Raw genomic sequence first — 18,372 nt, forward strand, 5'->3', positions numbered from 1 at the left:
CCTCACGTCAGACATTCCGCACCAGCATATTCCCGGGTAGGCGGCGGATGAAACGTTTCATTTCTAATACTGTCAATGTAGACAGGACTCGTGACATATCCAGTTTGGTGGTTCTTAGAACTTCGTCCACGTGGACGGGCGATGTTGTGATTAGGTTTAGCACTTCTTTTTCCTGAGGATTCAGGCTCATTTCACGCGGGTCGTGCACGGTGGTGGCTTCAGCCGATTGAGTCGGTTGGGACAGCGGGCCGAGTTCTGCGAGGACGTCCTCGACGTTGCGGATCAGGGTTGCTCCTTCGCGAATCAAATCGTGGCAACCCGCGCTGGCAAGGCTGTCGACCTGGCCGGGTACCGCGAATACTTCGCGCCCCTGCTCCATTGCATGTCGAGCGGTATAGAGGGCTCCGGAATTGCGTGTGGCTTCGACGACGATTACTCCTAGACTCATGCCGCTGATGATACGATTTCTTTGCGGAAAAAGCCCGGGGCGTGGTTTTTGATCGAGTGGAAATTCGCTGACGACCGCTCCGCTGCGAGTGATGTCGATGGCCAGGTCGGCGTGTTCTGGTGGATAGATTTCCTTCACGCCCGTCGCCATCACCGCAATTGTTCGGCCACCCGCATTCAAGGCGCCACGGTGAGCTGCTCCGTCGATCCCTCGTGCCAGCCCACTGATGATCGTGAAGCCAGCTCGCACCAGCGAACCCGCCATCCGTTCGGCCTGGCGTCGTCCGTACGACGTGCAGCGGCGAGAGCCGACGATTCCGACGGCAAGTTCGTCTCTCGGTTCAAACGTGCCTCGCACGTAAAGTATTCCCGGCGCGTCATCGACGGCGTTCAGGCCCGTTGGATACCCGGGTGTGTGCTTGCGGCGTAGTTTGACACCAAGGTCGACACATCGCGCGAGCATCTCGGTGGCGGCCGCGCGGTGAATGCCGATGGTGATGCGTTCGGCAAGCTGCTTGCCGACACCGTTGACGGTTTGCAATGTTGCCGCTGGCTGGTTGAGGACGTTGTCCGCAGTTTCAAAGCGTTCCAGCAACGTCGCGTGTAGCCTTGGCCCGATTCCCGGAATCAGAGACATGGCCAACGTCGCGTGCACGTCCGCGTCGTGATCGGTGTTGGAACCACTGCCGGAATTATCAGGGACACTCGGTGCCATGGTCTTGACGAACGCCTCCGGAAATGAAAGTCGTCAGCGTGACGGCTTCAGAACCGTCCTGCAGCAGCTTCCAATCATTTCCGTTTAGCCGAAAAATCGCAACGCTGCCTGGCGATATTGGCAGAGATTCGTGGCTAAGCGAGTAAATCAGGCCGGCCATCCCTGGATTATGTCCCACCACCATGATCCCATCATCATCGGCACTGGCATTCTGAACGGCTTCGTTGAGGTTTTCGCTGGCCGATGCGTGATACAGTTGTGCGGCTGCATACAGTGGCGGGTCGTGCCCGCACGCCTTTTTGATCAACTCGGCGGTTTGCGTTGTGCGCACCGCATCAGAATGGACGATGCGATCAATTCGAAAATCGGACAGCATCGCAGCTGTGCTGGTGGCGAGCTGGCGGCCGCGTTCGGTTAACGGCCGTTCATGATCGGACCAGGCTGGGTTGTTAGACGCAGCGTAAGAATGCCGCATCAATATGAGGTGTTTCGCCATCCTTAAAACGCCTCAATCTCCGGAACCTCCGCCTCTGACACCTGTGTGGCAGAAACCGAAGTGATCGGTCCGGCACTTTTTCCGCTGTCGGAAAACGCGGGGTCTGGCATTGGTGCAGGCGTCGCGATGGGCGTGCTTGGCTGAGTGGTCGGCATGGTTCCGCCGTTGTATGGAATCGATTCGCCCGATCCCATGGGCTCAGTTACCGTGCCGCCGATGCCGAAGGGCATCATCGGGCTGAATGGTTGCCCCATCGGGCTACTCGGCGAAGGCATGGTTGGCATCTGGACGGATTGTGACATCATCGGCGGCTGACCATACGCCGGCATGCCCGGATCCTGTTGATGCGCGACCTGGGGTTGCCCCGAATACTGTGGCTGGCTGGCAAACTGCGGCGGCATGTTTGGCGGATTCTGATACGTCAGCTGTTGCTGTGGCATTTGCTGCATTGGAGCGGAAGCCATGTGCATTGGTGCCATCTGAGGACCGAACGCCATCTGCTGTCGTGGCACGCTGCCTGGATGAACGCCTCGCGCCATCGCGGTTTCGCCCATCGGATGATTGGCTCCTACTGCCTGAGCCGCAACAGCCAGTTTTGAGTGTACTTCCGGCTGGTTCCAGTTGGCTTGCAGAGCTCGCTGATACATGGCGACCGCTTCGGTCGGGTTGCCTGTGTCCTGGTGGTACTGCCCCAGATGAGCCAGTGCTGTCGCGTGGTTCGGGTTCACTTGAAGCGCTTGCTGCAGCGATTGAGCGGCCGCATCGGGTTGCCCGAGTTCTCGTTGCAGCCACGCCAGTTCGACATGAGATTCGGCAATGTATGGTTGGGTGGCGGCCCACGTATTCAGCATGCGATGAGCGTCGTGGCCACGTCCCTGTGCCAGCAGCAATTCCGAATAGCCGTGGTATGACGGCTGGTGCGATGGCGACTGCGTCAGAGCTTGCTGGAACAGCTGCTCGGCGCCTGCCGAATCACCCATTTTCATGCGAGCTTTGGCTAGGTTCGCAAGGTAGTCAGGGTTGTTGGGACGACTGGCGACGGCGTTCTGGAATTCCTGAGCCGCCATGGCGTAGTTGCCCTGTTCGTAGTATCCCAGCCCGGACGCATTCGTCATGTAGCCGTTCATGGAATAGCAGCCGGACAGAGTCAGAATGCCGGCGCAAATGGTCACGCTGGCCAGCTTTTGCAGCCATTCGAAGCGCATGGTGGTTGCCTTTCCTGAGAGACGGAGTTGGCAGGGGGGAATGGATCGAAGGGACGATTCGCAAAGTCGTCACACTTGACGGCCTGTCGGAAGCGACAGACGGAACTTTAGCGAATCTTTTGAGAGTTGAGAGATGGAGAGGAGTCGCAGAATACGAGCGTGCGGATTCTGCTGCAACACGGATCTGCCCCCAATGAGGGCTCACTCAATAAGTGAATTTAGCCCTCCGGCAGATGCTGCCGCTAAGATAGCGAAGGATTTTCAGGAGCAAATGCTGCGGAAATGGCAAAATTGTGAGCGAAATCGCAGCGTGGACCGCGATTTCACCCTCAACCGCTGGTTTAACCTTCTGCGACGTTCACATACACCTTCAGCGCGTCGCGGTCTTCGACCAGCAGTCGCATCATTTCGGCGTAGTTCTCAAAGCCGTCCACCGGGTTGGTGAGGATCTTTTCGAGAACGCCAGGAAACGTGACTTCACCGAGAGCCAAGTCTGAAATTCCGGATTCGAAGTGGCGGAAGTTCGCATTGACCGAGCCAACCAGCAGCTTGTTACCAAGCACCCAATTCAGGTTCAGATGGTCACTGGGAACGTCTACTTTGCGTTCGCCACCCGTGATGCTGGTCCAAACAATGCAGCCATTGTGACCGAGGTGCTGCATGCATTCGAAGGCGATGGCGCTGCTGCCGGTGGCTTCCACAATCAGGTCCGGCTTGCCGTGCTTTGCCGCCAGTTCTTCCAAAGACATATCCGCCGTGCTGACGTAAGTTGCTCCCATTCCTTCAGCGACCTCGGCTTTCAGATTGGGTTTCTTCCCGCGAGCCAGCGTGAAGACTTCCATGCCTCGCAGCCGCAGAATGAGTGTCGATAGCAGTCCGATCTGACCAGATCCCGTGACCCACGCCAATTTTGGTTCCCACACTTGCAGCCGCTTTTGAGCCAGCATGGCCTGTTCGACGGCCTTCGCCGCACAGCTCATCGGTTCTGCGAGGACGTGCAGGTGCTTTAGGCCAACCGGCATCCGAACCATGAATTCTTCGTCGTCGACGAAATACTCGGTCAGGTAACCGTGCAACAGGTTGATGCCGCGTTCGTAGTATTCTTCTTCGCTGGTGATGTCCGAACGACCGATGGCGTCGTAAATCGATCCACCGGGACGACGAACTGTACATGTGACGTAATCGCCGGGCTTAACCTTCTTCACGGCCGGGCCAACTTCTTCCACGATGCCGAAGCATTCGTGTCCGATCACGAGAAAGTCGTAGCCCGGAGGCGCGTTGCCGTACAGAGCGTCGTTAATTTCGCGGTCGGTGGCGTCGACGCCGACCTTCAACGTTTTGACCAGCACGCCGCGCCCGTCCGGAATGTCAGTGACAGACGGTTTGTCGAGTTCAGCAAGATGGACACTGTTGGGTGTGCCCGGAATCACGGCGATGGCCTGCATGGTTTTTTCTATCGGTTTGAATCATTGGCAAATGGGCGAAACAAATTCCGCATGAGTCGGGCGATTGTAGAATCCCAATCGTCATCGTTCAAAGCAGCCACGCAATCGGCCAAAGATTGCCGGAAGGTTTGTCAAACCAACTCTGACCAACGAAGAATTCGCGGACCAGCCTAAGCCCGTGAGGTTGGGTTAGCTGAGGGACTCACGGGGGCCGGGCCGTCTGCCGCCGGGAGGCTTCAAGACTTCGCAGACTGACCTCGCCTGGCGGGCCTAGGCGGGCAGAATAAATCCCTGCTGGCTTCAAGCTTCTTCCGACCTTCAAGCGGTCGCAGAAACGCCTCGATTTTGCGACGCCCTTTACTTTGGTCGCACCGCTCAGGCATTCAGGCGTCCAAACTACCAGTTCTTCGGTCGCGGCGATCGCGAAATTCCGTTTGGAATTGAGCTTGCCGCAGGCGGACTTGGCAGACAGGGCGGCCGCTCGCTGTGTGCAGGCATTTGGGGCCGGCGCAACGAAAGCTCGACCTTGCAACAAGGCCGAGCTTCTGTTTCAGTCGCATTAGGCGCGTTGGAACAGTGGATCCGAAAGATCCTGGTCCGCGAATTCAAATGGCAGACTCGTCCGCTTCGCCGGTTCGGATACGCACGACGCTTTCGATGTTGGAGACGAAGATTTTTCCGTCACCCACCTGGCCTGTGCGAGCTGCGTTGACGATGGCTTCGACAATCGTTTTTTCCACGTCGTCAGCCACGACCACTTCGATCTTTACCTTTGGCATGAAGTCCACAATGTACTCCGCACCTCGGTACGTTTCTTTGTGCCCCTTTTGCCGACCGAAGCCGCGAACTTCAGTGACTGTCATGCCATGAACGCCAGCCTCGGTAATGGCCGATTTCACGTCTTCCAATTTGAAATGGCGAACTACCGCCTCAATCTTCTTCATCGTTTGATCACCCGTATCATAGTTCAGAGTTTATAGAAAAATATAACCTTCTTCGCCGTGCTGACTGATATCCAGCCCCTGGACTTCCTGCTGTTCGCTGACACGCAGCCCCATGACAGCGTCCAGGATTTTCAGAATGACAAACGTGCCGATAGCGCTGAAGCCGACGGCCGCAACGACGCTGACAAGTTGAGTCATAATCTGTGCCGAATGACCGTCAATCGCGCCGCGACTCTCACCGCCCGTCACGACCGAAGTCGCGAACACGCCCGTCAGAATTGCTCCCAAAATGCCGCCCAATCCGTGAATACCAAAGGCGTCCAAAGAGTCATCATAGCCAAAGGTGTTCTTCAGTGTTGTGCAACTGAAAAAGCAAAACAGCCCTGCCGCGAATCCCATCAGGATTCCACAAATCGGAGTCACCGATCCAGCCCCCGGTGTGATGCATACAAGGCCAGCAACCGCGCCGGAACATGCTCCCAAAACGCTTGCTTTGCCGTGCTTAAACCACTCGCCCAACGACCATGATAAAACGCCTGCTGAAGCTGCAAGGTGAGTCGCAAACAGGGCGTTTACGGCTTTGCCGTCTGCAGCAAGCCCGCTGCCGCCATTAAAGCCAAACCAGCCCACCCAAAGCAGGCCAGTGCCGATGCAGGTATATGTTAAGTTGTGCGGCATCATCGCCTGAGACGGGAAACCTCGACGGCGGCCGATCAGCAGGGCGCAAACCAATGCTGAAACGCCTGAGCTGATGTGCACGACCAATCCACCTGCAAAGTCAATTGCCTGGTATTTTGCTCCTGCGGTGGCTTCGGAAAGCCAGCCGCCTTCGTCCCATACCCAGTGAGCGATCGGACAATAGATCAGCAGTCCCCACACCACGCTGAAAACTGCCATCGTGGTGAATTTCATGCGTTCAGCAAACGCACCGCAGATCAGGGCCGGAGTAATGATGAAGAACATGCCCTGAAACGCGACGATGATTTGATCGTTTATGCACTGTTCCACCGTGAGACCGCTTGCGCTCGACGGTGTGACACCAGCCAGCAATAAATGTTCGAAGTTGCCAAAGTAAGCGCCGGAACCTCCGAACGCCAGGCTGTAGCCGATAACGGCCCAGACGACGGACATCAGTCCCATCAGGAACACGCACTGCATCATCACGCTGAGGATGTTCTTTTTGCGAACCAGCCCGCCGTAAAACAGAGCCAGTCCGGGACAGGTCATCATCAGCACGAAGGCGATACTGACCAACATCCACGCGACATCGGCTTTGTCGTAGACTGCCGCCGGCGCCTCATCTTGTTGCTGAGTTGTTATTTCATCATCAGACGCTGTGTCTGAAGGTTGCGGTTCGGTTACGCCCGTCGTGGCGGGACTAATCACGTCGCCGTTTTGGACGTCAGTGGTTTGAGCCACCAGGTTGCCACAGGAACTTAGAATTACCGCCAGCAGTAGCAATCGCCTAAACGAGTTCGTCATGGTGAGGTTGTACCTTGCCCATTAGTTTTCGTTGAAACACACATTGTGCTCGAACTCGAGTGCGCGAAGCTTTTTTTCGTTTTGGAGAAGTGCTAGCTGATTGGAAACAGACGCCTCAAAGACGGTAATCCCTGAAGCGTTCTCGCCTGTTTTTATTCTGCCGCTGATTGTGGAATCGCGAAACGGCCGTTGGCGACCGTGTGATCGCCGTGTGCGAAAAATCTATTCGTCTTCGATTTTCTTGATCGCAGCCGGTAAGTCTTTATCCACAATCCCCTGTACGCCACGCCCATCACTATGAAGTCGGTCGTCGACTCCATACTGAATGTCCTCGTGATCGATCTCCCAGAACGCAGCAATTTCCTTACGAGGAACCGTTTTCAGGTTTCGGACTAGCCGAAAACCTACACCGCGAGCTGGGTCGTCCGTAAACCACCACGGGCTCTTAGGCAAATTTGGGTCCGTAGTTCGCCATTCTTCAGAATCGGACCCAAGTCGCGACGCACACCGGCATTCTTCTGCTTCGAATTCCCACGATCCGCCGCGAATCGCACGAGGGTCAACCTCTTCGGGCCGCACCCAGTCTTTCGCCGCATTTAGCATTCCGTCAGTAGTTTTATAAGGCTGGAGATAGTCAATGACCCATTCGGCCGCGTTGCCGTGCATGTCGTACAGGCCCCACGGGTTCGGTTTTTTTTGGCCGACATTTTTTGTTCCTTCATCATCTGTGTTGTCGACATACCACGCGTAATCGCCTAGTTTTGAGGCATCGCTGCCGAAATGGTAAGCAGTTGAGGTGCCCGCTCGGCAGGCATATTCCCATTCCGCTTCTGTCGGGAGGCGGAATTGACACTCAGTAATTGCCGACAGCCACTTGCTGTATTGCTTGCAGGCGTACTGAGTCACCGTGACGGCCGGTTGTCTGGGATCGGCTCCGTATTCGAACGTAAAATCTGGTTCGTAAAGCACTGTGGGAGCCGTGATGGCGTCAACTTTGTTCTCTTCCGTGACCGTTCGGATTTTGGCGACCTCGAACGCTTTGAAAGCATCGTACAGATCCATGAAGATCTTGTATTCGGCCCACGTGACTTCGTGGCGAGCCATCCAATACGGATCGACAGCGATTTTCCGTTGAGGGCCTTCAGTTTCCTCTCGGCCGGCTTCGTCCTGAGGGCTGCCCATTGTGAATTCGCCGCCTGGGATGGGTTCCATCCAGAACGACACGTCTGTGCCTGGAATTTTCACTTCATAAGGAATCATGTAGCCGTCATCGACTTTGACAAAGCGACCGGATGACGGCTTTTCTTTGACCAAACCGGGCGTTTCGGCGGCCACGGCGATCCCGCTGGCTACCGACAGAAGTACACAAAGGGCGGTTCTTAGTCGCATAAATATTACTTTCGCAGCTACGATGCTGATGTTGGGCAGTGTCGGCACCGACGAACCGGCGCGATTAAAGTGGAACCTTTCCGAAATCTGCGTGAGTCGCAAGGGGTTACGGGCCGGTTGCTATTATTGTTGCGTGATCACCAGGCCAGAACAACGTCATAGACAATTCCATGTTGCGCTGTCACGAAATTCGGCGTTGCAATCAGTGTTTTGGAAGCATGCGCGTGACATGAGCTGGCAATAGCGCCGCGCATCCATTCTTTCGAAATGCCATCATACGGCCCCTTTCGCCCACATTCCCCGATATCGCCATTATGCTTGCTGCAGTTTTTGAATCGTTTCAGGGGCCGCTGGAAATTTCCAGAACGGCCGCTCCGGTTCCCCGACCGGATTCCGCCATCATTAAGGTGGAAGCCTGTGGGATCTGCCGTAGTGACTGGCACTGCTGGATGGGCCACGACAGCGATGTCCAGTTGCCTCACGTTCCCGGCCACGAACTGGCTGGCACGGTGGCTGAAGTGGGAACCACCGTGAAGCAATGGCAGCCGAACGCGCGAGTGACCGTGCCGTTCAGTTGTGGCTGCGGAACGTGCCAGCAGTGCGCTTCCGGTAACCAGCAGATTTGCGACAACTACACTCAACCGGGTTTCACGCATTGGGGAGCGTTCGCTGAGTTCGTGGAAATCCGGCACGCCGACGTCAACCTCGTAGCGCTGCCGGATTCGATCGACAGCGTTACGGCGGCGAGTCTGGGCTGCCGGTTTGCCACATCGTTTCGTGGTGTCGTGCATCAGGGGCGAGTCACCGCTAACGATATCGTGGCGGTCCACGGCTGCGGCGGAGTCGGGCTGTCCGCCATTATGATCGCGGCCGCTCTTGGCGCGCGAGTGATCGCGGTGGACATCAATGACGCTCAACTGCAGAAGGCGAAAGAATGCGGAGCCGACGTTGTCTTGAATGCAGCGGATGAATCCAACGTGCCGGACGCCATGCAGCAGCTTTCGTCCGGGGGAGCAACGGTTTCCATCGATGCATTGGGCAGTCGCGTCACGTGCTTCAATTCGATCGCGTGCCTGCGGAAGCGAGGACGGCATGTGCAGATTGGACTCACGCTGGGCGGCGACTCCGACCCACCGATCCCTATGTCGCAGGTGATTGGCAGGGAACTGGAAATCGTCGGCAGCCACGGCATGCAGGCGTTCGAATACCCAGCAATGCTGAAGATGATCGAAGACGGCCAACTGCAACCGAATAAGCTGGTCGGCGAACGCGTTTCGCTGTCGGAGGCGTGTCTGCGATTGCCAAACCTGAACAACTTCTCCAGCGTCGGCGCAGTCGTGATTGATCGGTTTGATGTTTAAGCAACGCCGGCCTGCCAAAGTCCGCTCGATGACCGGATGTGCTTCGAAGCCGTTTACTGCGAGCGTTTCTTACTGCGAGGGCCTCTCCGCCGCTCCTATCAGCAGGGCCGCGATGCGTTTTGCCACGTCCGGCGTGTGCTGACGGGTCGCTGAGGTCGCCATCTCAGACCTTCTTTCCGGTGTTTGACTCAGCATCTTAACAGCTTCCGCCAGCCGCTTCGTCACGTCGGGGGCTCGCTGATCAATAACGATTGCGGCACCGGCGTTCTGGAAGTAATCCGCGTTTACTGCCTGATGGTTGTCTTTGGCTGATGGCAACGGAATCAGAATTGAAGCTCGCCCTGCTGCTGCGATTTCCGCCAACGTGATCGCGCCCGCTCGACTAATGACAAAATCAGCAGTGTCTAGCGCGGCCGGAACATCGGCAATGAAAGCTCGTACGTCCACTGTGATTCCTGCTTGTTTCCAGGCCGCAGCGATCCGAGATTCATCGGCCGATCCGGTTTGATGGATGATGCTTACCCTCCGCGCGTCGTCACAGCCAACAGCCAACTCCGCGTCAGTGAAGGTCTTGACCAGAAGATCGTTCAACGCGGAAGCTCCCTGGCTTCCGCCAAGAATTAGTAAGGTCGGCGGGCGTTCGCCATGAGGTCTGTCCTCGCCCGTAGCAGTCGTCGTTGACACCTTGTTGGTTTGTAGCAATGGGATTCCGCATTCCACCGCCAAACCCCAACGCGGCGGTTTTTCCACGGGCCAGCCAGTCAGCGTGCACGTCGCGACAAATCGCAGCCACAAATTCGCTCGACCAGGCACTCGGTTGGCTTCGAACAGCAGCGGCCGGATTCCGCGCGATCGAGCGGCCAGGACTCCGGGCACCGACGCAAACCCTCCCATGCCCAGCACAACATCAGGCGGATCCGTTTTGAAGTGGCGACGGCACTGGCGAAAGGATTTCCAGACGTTGGCCAGATATCGCAGCCCACGACCGGACGACGTCAACGGTAGTGCAACGATCGTGATGCGGTTGGCAGCGTCGCTGTTCGACTCGGTCCACGCGGCCAGCATCTTTCTGTCGATTTCGCGGTCGCTGGTGAAGAACGTGAACTTCGCGTCTGTGTTTTCTTTCAGGACCGCCTGCGCAATGGCCATGGCGGGGGTCAAATGCCCGCCTGAACCGCCGCCGCAGAATGCAATATGCACGGGTTTCGCCACTCTGCGTTCCTGTCGCTGCCGTCCGAACCAATCGTTGGGTGCCGGTTATAGCAGGCCCTGACTGTTGGGGCGATCATGGACTGGTTGAATTCAGGTATGCGGTCCTGCGCGCGGCCTTTGTTGTCCGTTTCCGCGATACAACCGTATCAGGCTGAGCCCGTCTTCGGCAATCGCAGGGCCGCTGCTTGAACACCGGCGACGCAGTGCCTACGCTGTGGGTCGCGATCGTTCACCGTGTCCGGGTCAGCCTCCATTCAGCAGCACTCCCTATGATTCTCAGCGGCAGCGAAATCAAAAAGCAACTTGGCACCAATATTAAAATTGAGCCCTACTGCGACGACCAGCTCAATCCCAACAGCTACAACCTGACGCTGCATGATGAATTGTTGGTGTACGAAGAGATCATTCTGGACATGAAGCGGCCGAATCGCTTTCGCCGCCTCACAATTCCGGAAGAAGGAATGGTGCTGCAGCCGAATCAGCTGTATCTGGGCCGCACGATCGAACACACGGAAACTCACAATTACGTGCCGATGCTGGAAGGTCGCTCGTCAATCGGCCGCCTTGGGCTGTTTGTTCACGTGACGGCGGGATTCGGCGACGTCGGCTTTTGTGGCTTCTGGACTCTGGAAATGTTTGCCGTGCAGCCGGTGAGAATCTATCCTGGCGTGCAGGTGTGCCAAATTTTCTATCACTCGGTGGATGGCGACGTGACGGAATATCAGAGCGGCAAATATCAGCACAACACCGACATCCAGCCCAGCCTGCTGTTCAAAGAACTCGGCATCCGCGACGACAACCAAATGCGTCTGGAATTCGAAGACGGCAACCGCGACGCCTAACCGACCAGCATCGTTCGAAAAGTACGAGACGGAATACGCCCGCCGCCCACCCGTCCGCGACCACCGGGAGCACCGCCGGCGATTCCGCCCTCAAACCGTCACCCGCCCACCACGCCAACCGCCCGTCGGTGCGTACCGACCTAGAATTCGACGGCAAAGCGAGTTCCGGCGATGAGGTAGGTGCCGTCTGTCGCGCCGGTAATTGGGTCGCGGTCGTCGATGTCGCCGTAGATCAGATTGAACTGCAACTTCGAATACGCAGTCCAGTGCCAATTGACGGCCAGAGTCGCGGATTCGCCGACGCCGCCCAGGACGTCTGCGTCGCTGATGTCGAGGTACGAATACCGAGCGGCCACGCCCCACGCACCCCAGCCCCGTTTGGTACAGCGATCGCAACGGTCGACAAGGAAGAAGTCTTCGAACGGCTCAAGGCGGCCCAGCGTTCCACTTTTTCGGTCGTAAGGGATGTGTTCGCCGGTCAGCATGTAGTTGGCGTAGATGTAACCACCGTGAAACTGAGTGTCAGCAAAACCATCTCGCTGCATATAGTTTTGCATGAGTTCGCCGGCGATCTGCAACGGTCCAACGTTGAAGATGCTTTCTAATCCGATGGTTTCAAACCATTCGGCACCAGCGATGCGTCCGGTGTTCAGCCAGCGAGCAGTGCTGCGGGCTTCTGGTCGCGTTCGAAAACGACCTTCGTTGCGGTGACCGTCGGTACCGTTGTCCGTTCCGTCCGGGTGACCCACCATGCCGGCGACGGCCCAGTGAAAATAGCCCTGGCCGTCTGAACATTCGTCGTACCACGGGCTGCCGGCGACACGAAAGTTCACACTCATCTGCCGCTCGTCGCCGAGGTACCGGCCATCGGTCGTGATGTTTTCAAGATAGAAAGCACCGTACTGCCAGATCAGACTTTCGTCATCTGTGTTACTGTAGAAACAAATGCCGGGTCGTCGAGCGTCTTCGTTGAAGGCTTCTGTGACAAAAGGACGCTCTAAGAAAACGTTGTACCGGCTGCTGTTCAGCGGGTCGAGACCGAGCGGTCGTTTTTGATTGCCGACTTGAATGCGATAGTTGTTCGGCAAGTTTTTGAAGCCGATATAGACGTCCTTCATTTCGGCGGTTTGCGGATTGTTGAAGTCGACCTGTGTTCGCCAGTACATCGACTCCAGAATATCGCCCTTCATTTCCAGGCGGATGCGGCGGAACCTAAAACGGTCCTCCGGATCCGAACCATCGTTGGCCGCATTGCCGTCTGCACCGTCTCCAGCGATTGGGTTTTCGAAGAATCCCACGCCGCCGTCGTCGTTAAGGAAGTCCCAAAAGTCGGCATGAATACGGCCGTTAATTTTGAAGGTTGGCTTCTTTTTGGCGTCCGCTTTCTTCTTCTCTTCCGCCTCATCAAACTCCGTCCATGCTTCGTCTAATTCTTTCCAACCTTCCTCCAGCTTCTTTAACCGCTCTTCGAAGGTTGGCTGTTTTTCTTCGTCTTCCGAACTCGCGTCTTCAGAATCATCGCTCGCGAAAGTTCCCGCCGCCTTGCGACTGGCAACCGTCGCGTTGGCCATGTAGTCACTCACGGGCGGGATGGGAAGCGGTTCGTCAAAAAGTCGCGTGTGGGACGACTGGCGAAACGGCGTGCCGGCTTGCTGTTCTAACTCGCGCACCCGCTCTTCAGTCTGTTGCAGGCGACTGAGCAATTCTTCGAACGTTACGTCGTTGTCCGCAGCGCCTGTCTCGCGCAGCGGCGACAGCACGAATAGCACGCAAAGAAGAAGGATTGGCTTTTGCAACGTGCGAACTTTCTGCGACGAATATCCCCGGATGTGCGTTCGGTACGTCCGATTTGATCGTCACCAACAGCACGATCGTCACAATTAGCCACAGCAAACATTAACAGTCTTAACATTTCCGACACAGTTCTAACGGTCAGGTTTGCTACCCAGGCTAGGCTGCCAGGCGAGTTGCGGCAAACATTCCGGCCACGATGTTGCTGAAACTGACGTTGAGGCCGAAAAGCTCGCGAAAACATTAAAGCTCGGCGGTGTCCATGGTTTAGCGGTGAAGTTTCCGCAGGCCGATGTCCTGGCGGTGCTTGTTGAGCGTTTCCAGGGCCTCAGGCAACTTCGCAACGAAGCGAATCAGTTGAGACGACGAACAGCCCAACGCCGCGGCGGCTTTGCGGACGTCGTAATCCTTTGCACATAGAGCATCCAGGGCTTCAGCCAGCATGGATGGAAAATCGGCATGTTGATCGCTGCAGCTGATTTTGCCGTTGCGGCAACGCGTCTGCCACAGTGTCGACGGGAGCACCTGTTCTGAATTCGTCGCCCTATAATCCATTGCCAACTGCAACCGCAGCCGCCGGATGGCCACACGCCGATTTTGGTCCTGACTACGGCGTTCTGAAGCGGCAGCCGAAATCCCGGTCGGACGATGGATGATCTCGATGGCTGTTTCAACTTTGTTGCGATGCTGCCCGCCCGGTCCGCTGGCACGGGTGCGTCGAGTGTCGCAGTCCTGCGTTAGCGTTTGTTCGTCAACACACGCCGGGTGCCTGTGGACAGATTCTGTGTCGCTGGATTCGTCAGTCATGAGTTATTCGGTAAACTATTACTGGTCATTTTTGCCAACCTGGTTTCGTCTGGTCAGGTTGCCTGTCGGCTGGATGTCTGTTTTTGAATTTGGTCCGGGAACACAACGATGAGTCTGCCATCCGTCGAACTTCTGGAATCGCGTCACACGTTTCCTGGTCCTTATACGTTTAAGGTCATTGGATCGGCTGAGGCGAATTTCACCGGCCGCGTTATCGCTCATGTCCGCGACGAACTGCGAATGGAACTGGATCCTCCGTATTCGTTGCGGTCCACAAAAAAAGGCGATCATGTTTCGATCACCATCGAACCGGAATGCGAATCGCCTCAACAGGTGATCGCCATCTACAGTCGCCTGACAGGCATGGATGGGTTGTTCATGTTGCTGTGACGGCGTTGATTGCAGAACAGCACCGAGACCTGTCAGCCACGGTCTTCAAATCGCACATTTTTAATGTCCTCATCTGACGACGAATCTGAATCCGGATCCACGACTCGAACGCTGGGACCTTCGGCGTCAGAATCATCCGGCTGAAACTCCGGCCCCATGGTCCAGCTGTTCACCTGAAACGTCGCAACGGTGCGGGCCTTAAACCAGCGCACCAGAAACGTCGCCAGCTGGTTGCGAATTTTCGGCACCAACAATGAGAACCCAACACAGTCAGTCAGCAGGCCCGGCGTAATCAGGAACGCGCCCGCGAAAAGGATCATGACACCGTCGAGAATCTCTTTCGATGGCGACTTACCATGAGCCATCTGCTGGTGCGCGTTCTTCCAGGCTTTCATGCCCTGTCGCCGAGTCAGGCTGATGCCCACTACGCCCGTGACCAGCACGATCAGTACCGTGACGAAGATGCTAGTGTGCTCAATCAGCTGCGTGAGCAACGCGAGCTCAATCAGCGGAATGAGGACAATGAAGAGAATTGAACGACCAAACACGTGAATTTACCCCGCGAGCAGCGTTTTCAATTCGTCAGCCGCCAGGCTGGAAACTCGCAACGTCGCCATGCTGAAATCGCCATGATCTGTGTGGCGGTTTGGAACCGACACCGTGACGGCTCCGGCTGCGCTCGCCGCTCGAGTGCCTGTTTCGCTGTCTTCCAACACCAGCATGTTTGCCGTCGCCACATTTAACATTCCGGCCGCCGTTTCGTAAATCTCAGGATGAGGTTTTCCGTGAGTCACGTCCTCCGCCGTTAACGTAATGGGAAATCGCGACAGCAGATCAAACTTTCCCAGAAGTGTTTCCATGTAATCGCGCGGTGAAGACGTGGCGACCGCCTTTGGCAGGCCGCGGCGTTCGACCAGATTCAGCAGCTCAAGCAACCCCGGCATCACGGCCAGGCAGTCGGACGCTGCGGCCCAGAATAATTCTCGTGTCTCCGTTTTCAGTTCTTCGATTGGATCGTCAATGCCTGTCAGGTCTTTCATGGCCTGAAACGCTTCGTCCGGCCGACGTCCCAACATCGCACGGTGGATTTCGTCCGTCATCGACAGGCCGCGGCGAGACAACAGTGCTCGACCGGCTATGTCGAACACGTCCTCGGTGTTCAGCATCAGGCCGTCCAGATCGAAGACAACCGCGTGAATTGCTGGTGCTGGAGCGGGCATGGCTATTTCAGTTCGCTAAGTTTTGCGTTGCGATAGCTTAAATCCAGCAGCTCCATCGGGTGCAGGACGGGCGTGTCGTGCCCTGCTTTCTTAAGATGAGCCTGTAATTGCAGCGAACAGCCCGCGTTGCCGGAAGCAATGATGTCGGGATTCACAGCAAGCAGGTTGTTCGTCTTACGCTGACCCAGTCGGTCGGCCATTTCCGGTTGAGTCAGGCTGTAACTTCCCGCCGCGCCGCAACACAGTTCCGGTTCGGCGATGGGCTTTAACTGAATGCCAGGGATCAGGTTCATCAAGTCGCGCGGTGGCTGACGAATCTGCTGAGCGTGTTGCAGGTGGCAGGCGTCCTGATAGGCCACCACAGCGTTGATTGGCCCGACGGGTTTGCGCGGTCCGAGGTCCGCCAGAAACTCAGACACGTCTTTGATCTTCGAGACAAACTTCGACGGATCGATACTGCTGCTTTTGGCAATTTCTTCGGCGACGTGCGAGTAATCTTTCAGCATCGAACCGCAGCCAGCCACATTCACGATCACAGCGTCCAGACTGTCGTTATCGAACGCCGCGACGTTTTGCTGCATTAGTTCAATCGCAGGTTCTGCCGCGCCACTGTGATAGTGGATCGCTCCGCAGCACGCCTGAGCCTGCGGGATCACGACGTCGCAGCCGTTTTCCTGCAGCACGCGAGCCGTCGCCCAGTGGACTCGGCGAAACATCGCGTCCGCGACGCATCCCAAAAACAGCCCGACTGTGGCTCGCCGTTCGCCCTTCGCGGGAAGGAATTCCGGCAACGCCGGCAGCGATTTGTTGAGAGTGGGCAATTGATCCTGCATGCGCCGCAGTCGAGCGGGAAGCAACTTTGTGAGTCCGACTGCATTCGCCAGCCGATCCAGTTTCAGCGTCTGCATTAAGCGCGCCGGAGCCAGCGCCCATGCCATTCGTTTTCGGCTGGGAAACAGACCATACATGATCCAGCGATGAAACCAGTCCGGCTTCTTCGGCTGGGGTGGAGTGGTGTCGTTGGAAGCAGCAGCTTGCAAACCCTGTTGCATTTCGACTCGGAAAGGTTCCAGCAACCTTCCGTATTGCACGCCGGACGGACACGCGGTTTCGCAACTGCGGCAATCCAGACACAGGTCCAGATGCCCCCTCACTTTTTCCGTCAGGTCCAGCCGTCCATCGACAACCGACCGCATTAAATAAATGCGTCCTCGAGGGCTGTCGTTTTCATCGCCGGTTTCGACATACGTCGGGCAGGCGGACGTACACAGGCCGCAATGGACGCAGTCCAGAAACCGATCGTACGGAATGGATTGGCCAATGGTCGGCGGCTTTGGGGTGGGATCGTTGGCGGGCATTTATTCAACAAGAAAAACAGAGTGTGGATCAAACGTGCTTCGAAGTCGAGTCGACAGTGGGTCCGTCGCTTTGGCCGGGTGGTCGACATCCCATTCGCTGACAGTGCCGCCGTGTTTAGCCGCGACTTCTTCGCAAACGGATCGCACTTTACCGTCTTTGATTTCGTCACCAGCGAACAGAATGGCGTTTCCGGCGTGGCCCTGAGTGGAATACCCGCGTTCTGAAAGTTCGGACACGATGGCGACCAGTTTTGACGGCAGGGTTCGAATCTGAACGTCGCCGTTGTGCCAGCCGTAGCCAAACGATCGACAATGTTGCGTGACCGACCAGCCAGGATGACCACTGAAATCTATTTCTTCGCTGCCTGCGCAGTCCTGTCGCAGTTGTTTGATTTGCCAGTCGCAGGATGTTTCCGTTCCTTCGACGCCGATGCACAGCGAATATGGCAGGTTCTTCCGTTCGCTGTCTGGCCCCGTGCGTTGCTTCGCGAGTTCCGGCGATGCAAACGTGAAGTCCATCATCACTGGCGTGGCCGCTGTGACGTTCAACTTTTCCAAAGCGGCATCAAAATCTGCCACCTGGTCGAAGCGAAACGTTCTGAGGTCCGAATGCTCGGGAATCGGTTTCAGCTTAAACGTGAGCTGCGTGATAATTCCCAGCGAACCTCGTGAGCCAACCATCAGGCGACACAAATCGTAACCAGCCACGTTCTTGACGACTCGCCCGCCCGCGTGGAAAATTCGCCCCTGACCGTCGACCGCTTCGATGCCAATCACGTAGTCGCGCAGAGTCCCATACGCAAACTGCCTCGGCCCGGCCAGATCGCTGGCCACGAGTGCTCCGACGGTCATGGTGGGATCGAAGCAATCGACCGGCAGTTGCTGCTTTTCTTCGGCGAGGATTTTCTTCAGTTCCGTGAGCGGCATGCCCGCCTGCACGGTGATGGTCATGTCGCGAGCCGGGTAGTCGACGACAGCTTCCATGTTTCGCAAGCTAACCGGCCGTGAAGTGTCGGACTTTGTCCTGCCTTTGCCGCCAACTTTGCGAGCTGTCCGCAGCGCGAAGCCATCCTTTGCTGCGGCGCGCACAATGTCGGCCACTTCTTTTGTAGAAGCGGGTTTGAAGGCTTCGAATGGTGAGCTGTTGTTCAACACTTATCTCCGCTGTTGGGTGTTCTCTTGCCAGGCAGGTTATTACGTGTAAGTCGTTCGGCCAGTGCGACTGAGCGAACTGAATTCACGACTAAAACCTTCCGACATGCAGAACC

The 18,372-nt window shown here is 56.6% G+C and carries 17 protein-coding genes; 3 read left to right on the top strand and 14 right to left on the bottom strand.

Translation table 11 applies throughout. The features are described from left to right. Positions 1-7: 7 nt before the first annotated feature. The 7 genes from dprA to Fuma_RS04875 form a co-directional block, all read right to left on the bottom strand. Positions 8-1,162 (bottom strand): DNA-processing protein DprA, encoded by a 1,155-nt coding sequence (gene dprA / locus Fuma_RS04845; protein ID WP_083731808.1) that lies wholly within the window; start codon positions 1,160-1,162, stop codon positions 8-10. After that, a complete protein-coding gene (locus Fuma_RS04850; RefSeq protein ID WP_083731809.1) occupies positions 1,143-1,658 on the bottom strand; it encodes a SixA phosphatase family protein in 516 nt (171 codons plus the stop codon). The genes dprA and Fuma_RS04850 overlap by 20 nt, the downstream gene beginning before the upstream one ends. A 2-nt stretch (positions 1,659-1,660) precedes the next feature. After that, positions 1,661-2,863 (bottom strand): tetratricopeptide repeat protein, encoded by a 1,203-nt coding sequence (locus Fuma_RS04855; RefSeq protein ID WP_077023149.1) that lies wholly within the window; start codon positions 2,861-2,863, stop codon positions 1,661-1,663. 341 nt (positions 2,864-3,204) lie between these two features. Beyond that, positions 3,205-4,308 (bottom strand): glucose 1-dehydrogenase, encoded by a 1,104-nt coding sequence (locus tag Fuma_RS04860; protein ID WP_077023150.1) that lies wholly within the window; start codon positions 4,306-4,308, stop codon positions 3,205-3,207. A gap of 605 nt (positions 4,309-4,913) precedes the next feature. Beyond that, on the bottom strand, positions 4,914-5,252 hold the full coding sequence (locus tag Fuma_RS04865; RefSeq protein WP_077023151.1) for a P-II family nitrogen regulator: 339 nt from the start codon (positions 5,250-5,252) through the stop codon (positions 4,914-4,916). Between the two features lie 30 nt (positions 5,253-5,282). Then, positions 5,283-6,734: an ammonium transporter gene (locus Fuma_RS04870; RefSeq protein WP_077023152.1), complete on the bottom strand. Its 1,452-nt coding sequence runs from the start codon at positions 6,732-6,734 to the stop codon at positions 5,283-5,285. Positions 6,735-6,956: 222 nt separating this feature from the next. Continuing rightward, complete coding sequence (locus Fuma_RS04875; protein WP_077028107.1) at positions 6,957-8,123, bottom strand: formylglycine-generating enzyme family protein; 1,167 nt, start codon at positions 8,121-8,123, stop codon at positions 6,957-6,959. A gap of 314 nt (positions 8,124-8,437) precedes the next feature. Between Fuma_RS04875 and Fuma_RS04880 the strand changes: the two genes are divergently transcribed. After that, positions 8,438-9,484 (top strand): zinc-dependent alcohol dehydrogenase family protein, encoded by a 1,047-nt coding sequence (locus Fuma_RS04880; protein WP_077023153.1) that lies wholly within the window; start codon positions 8,438-8,440, stop codon positions 9,482-9,484. Positions 9,485-9,553: 69 nt separating this feature from the next. Here Fuma_RS04880 and Fuma_RS04885 read toward each other — a convergent pair whose 3' ends face one another. Continuing rightward, positions 9,554-10,696, bottom strand: coding sequence for a UDP-N-acetylglucosamine--N-acetylmuramyl-(pentapeptide) pyrophosphoryl-undecaprenol N-acetylglucosamine transferase (locus Fuma_RS04885; protein WP_145943993.1), 1,143 nt, complete (start codon positions 10,694-10,696; stop codon positions 9,554-9,556). Between the two features lie 269 nt (positions 10,697-10,965). On the opposite strand from Fuma_RS04885, the gene dcd reads away from it, so the two are divergent. Then, positions 10,966-11,538 carry a dCTP deaminase gene (gene dcd / locus Fuma_RS04890; RefSeq protein WP_077023155.1) on the top strand — a complete coding sequence of 191 codons (573 nt, stop codon included), beginning with the start codon at positions 10,966-10,968 and terminating at the stop codon, positions 11,536-11,538. A gap of 140 nt (positions 11,539-11,678) precedes the next feature. Here dcd and Fuma_RS04895 read toward each other — a convergent pair whose 3' ends face one another. Both Fuma_RS04895 and Fuma_RS04900 read right to left on the bottom strand, forming a co-directional pair. Then, positions 11,679-13,334: an OprO/OprP family phosphate-selective porin gene (locus tag Fuma_RS04895; RefSeq protein ID WP_145943994.1), complete on the bottom strand. Its 1,656-nt coding sequence runs from the start codon at positions 13,332-13,334 to the stop codon at positions 11,679-11,681. 262 nt (positions 13,335-13,596) lie between these two features. Continuing rightward, entirely contained in the window at positions 13,597-14,136 is a 540-nt protein-coding gene (locus Fuma_RS04900; RefSeq protein ID WP_077023157.1) for a peptide chain release factor family protein, read from the bottom strand. 108 nt (positions 14,137-14,244) lie between these two features. Here Fuma_RS04900 and Fuma_RS04905 point away from each other — a divergent pair, with 108 nt between their 5' ends. After that, positions 14,245-14,526: a YbeD family protein gene (locus Fuma_RS04905; protein WP_077023158.1), complete on the top strand. Its 282-nt coding sequence runs from the start codon at positions 14,245-14,247 to the stop codon at positions 14,524-14,526. A 32-nt stretch (positions 14,527-14,558) separates the two neighbouring features. On the opposite strand, the gene Fuma_RS04910 is transcribed toward Fuma_RS04905, so the two are convergent. Genes Fuma_RS04910 through Fuma_RS04925 form a run of 4 tightly spaced genes read right to left on the bottom strand, consistent with a single transcriptional unit; the run spans position 14,559 to position 18,256 of the window. Next, complete coding sequence (locus Fuma_RS04910) at positions 14,559-15,074, bottom strand: FxsA family protein (protein ID WP_077023159.1); 516 nt, start codon at positions 15,072-15,074, stop codon at positions 14,559-14,561. A 6-nt stretch (positions 15,075-15,080) separates the two neighbouring features. Beyond that, entirely contained in the window at positions 15,081-15,746 is a 666-nt protein-coding gene (locus tag Fuma_RS04915; RefSeq protein ID WP_077023160.1) for an HAD family hydrolase, read from the bottom strand. Positions 15,747-15,748: 2 nt separating this feature from the next. Further along, positions 15,749-17,104 carry a (Fe-S)-binding protein gene (locus tag Fuma_RS04920; RefSeq protein WP_077023161.1) on the bottom strand — a complete coding sequence of 452 codons (1,356 nt, stop codon included), beginning with the start codon at positions 17,102-17,104 and terminating at the stop codon, positions 15,749-15,751. Continuing rightward, the gene (locus Fuma_RS04925; RefSeq protein ID WP_158520852.1) at positions 17,105-18,256 is read right to left on the bottom strand and encodes an FAD-binding oxidoreductase; all 1,152 of its coding nucleotides are present in this window, start codon (positions 18,254-18,256) and stop codon (positions 17,105-17,107) included. It lies immediately after the preceding gene. Between the last annotated feature and the right edge of the window lie 116 nt (positions 18,257-18,372).

The organism is Fuerstiella marisgermanici (assembly GCF_001983935.1).
Lineage (GTDB): Bacteria > Planctomycetota > Planctomycetia > Planctomycetales > Planctomycetaceae > Fuerstiella > Fuerstiella marisgermanici.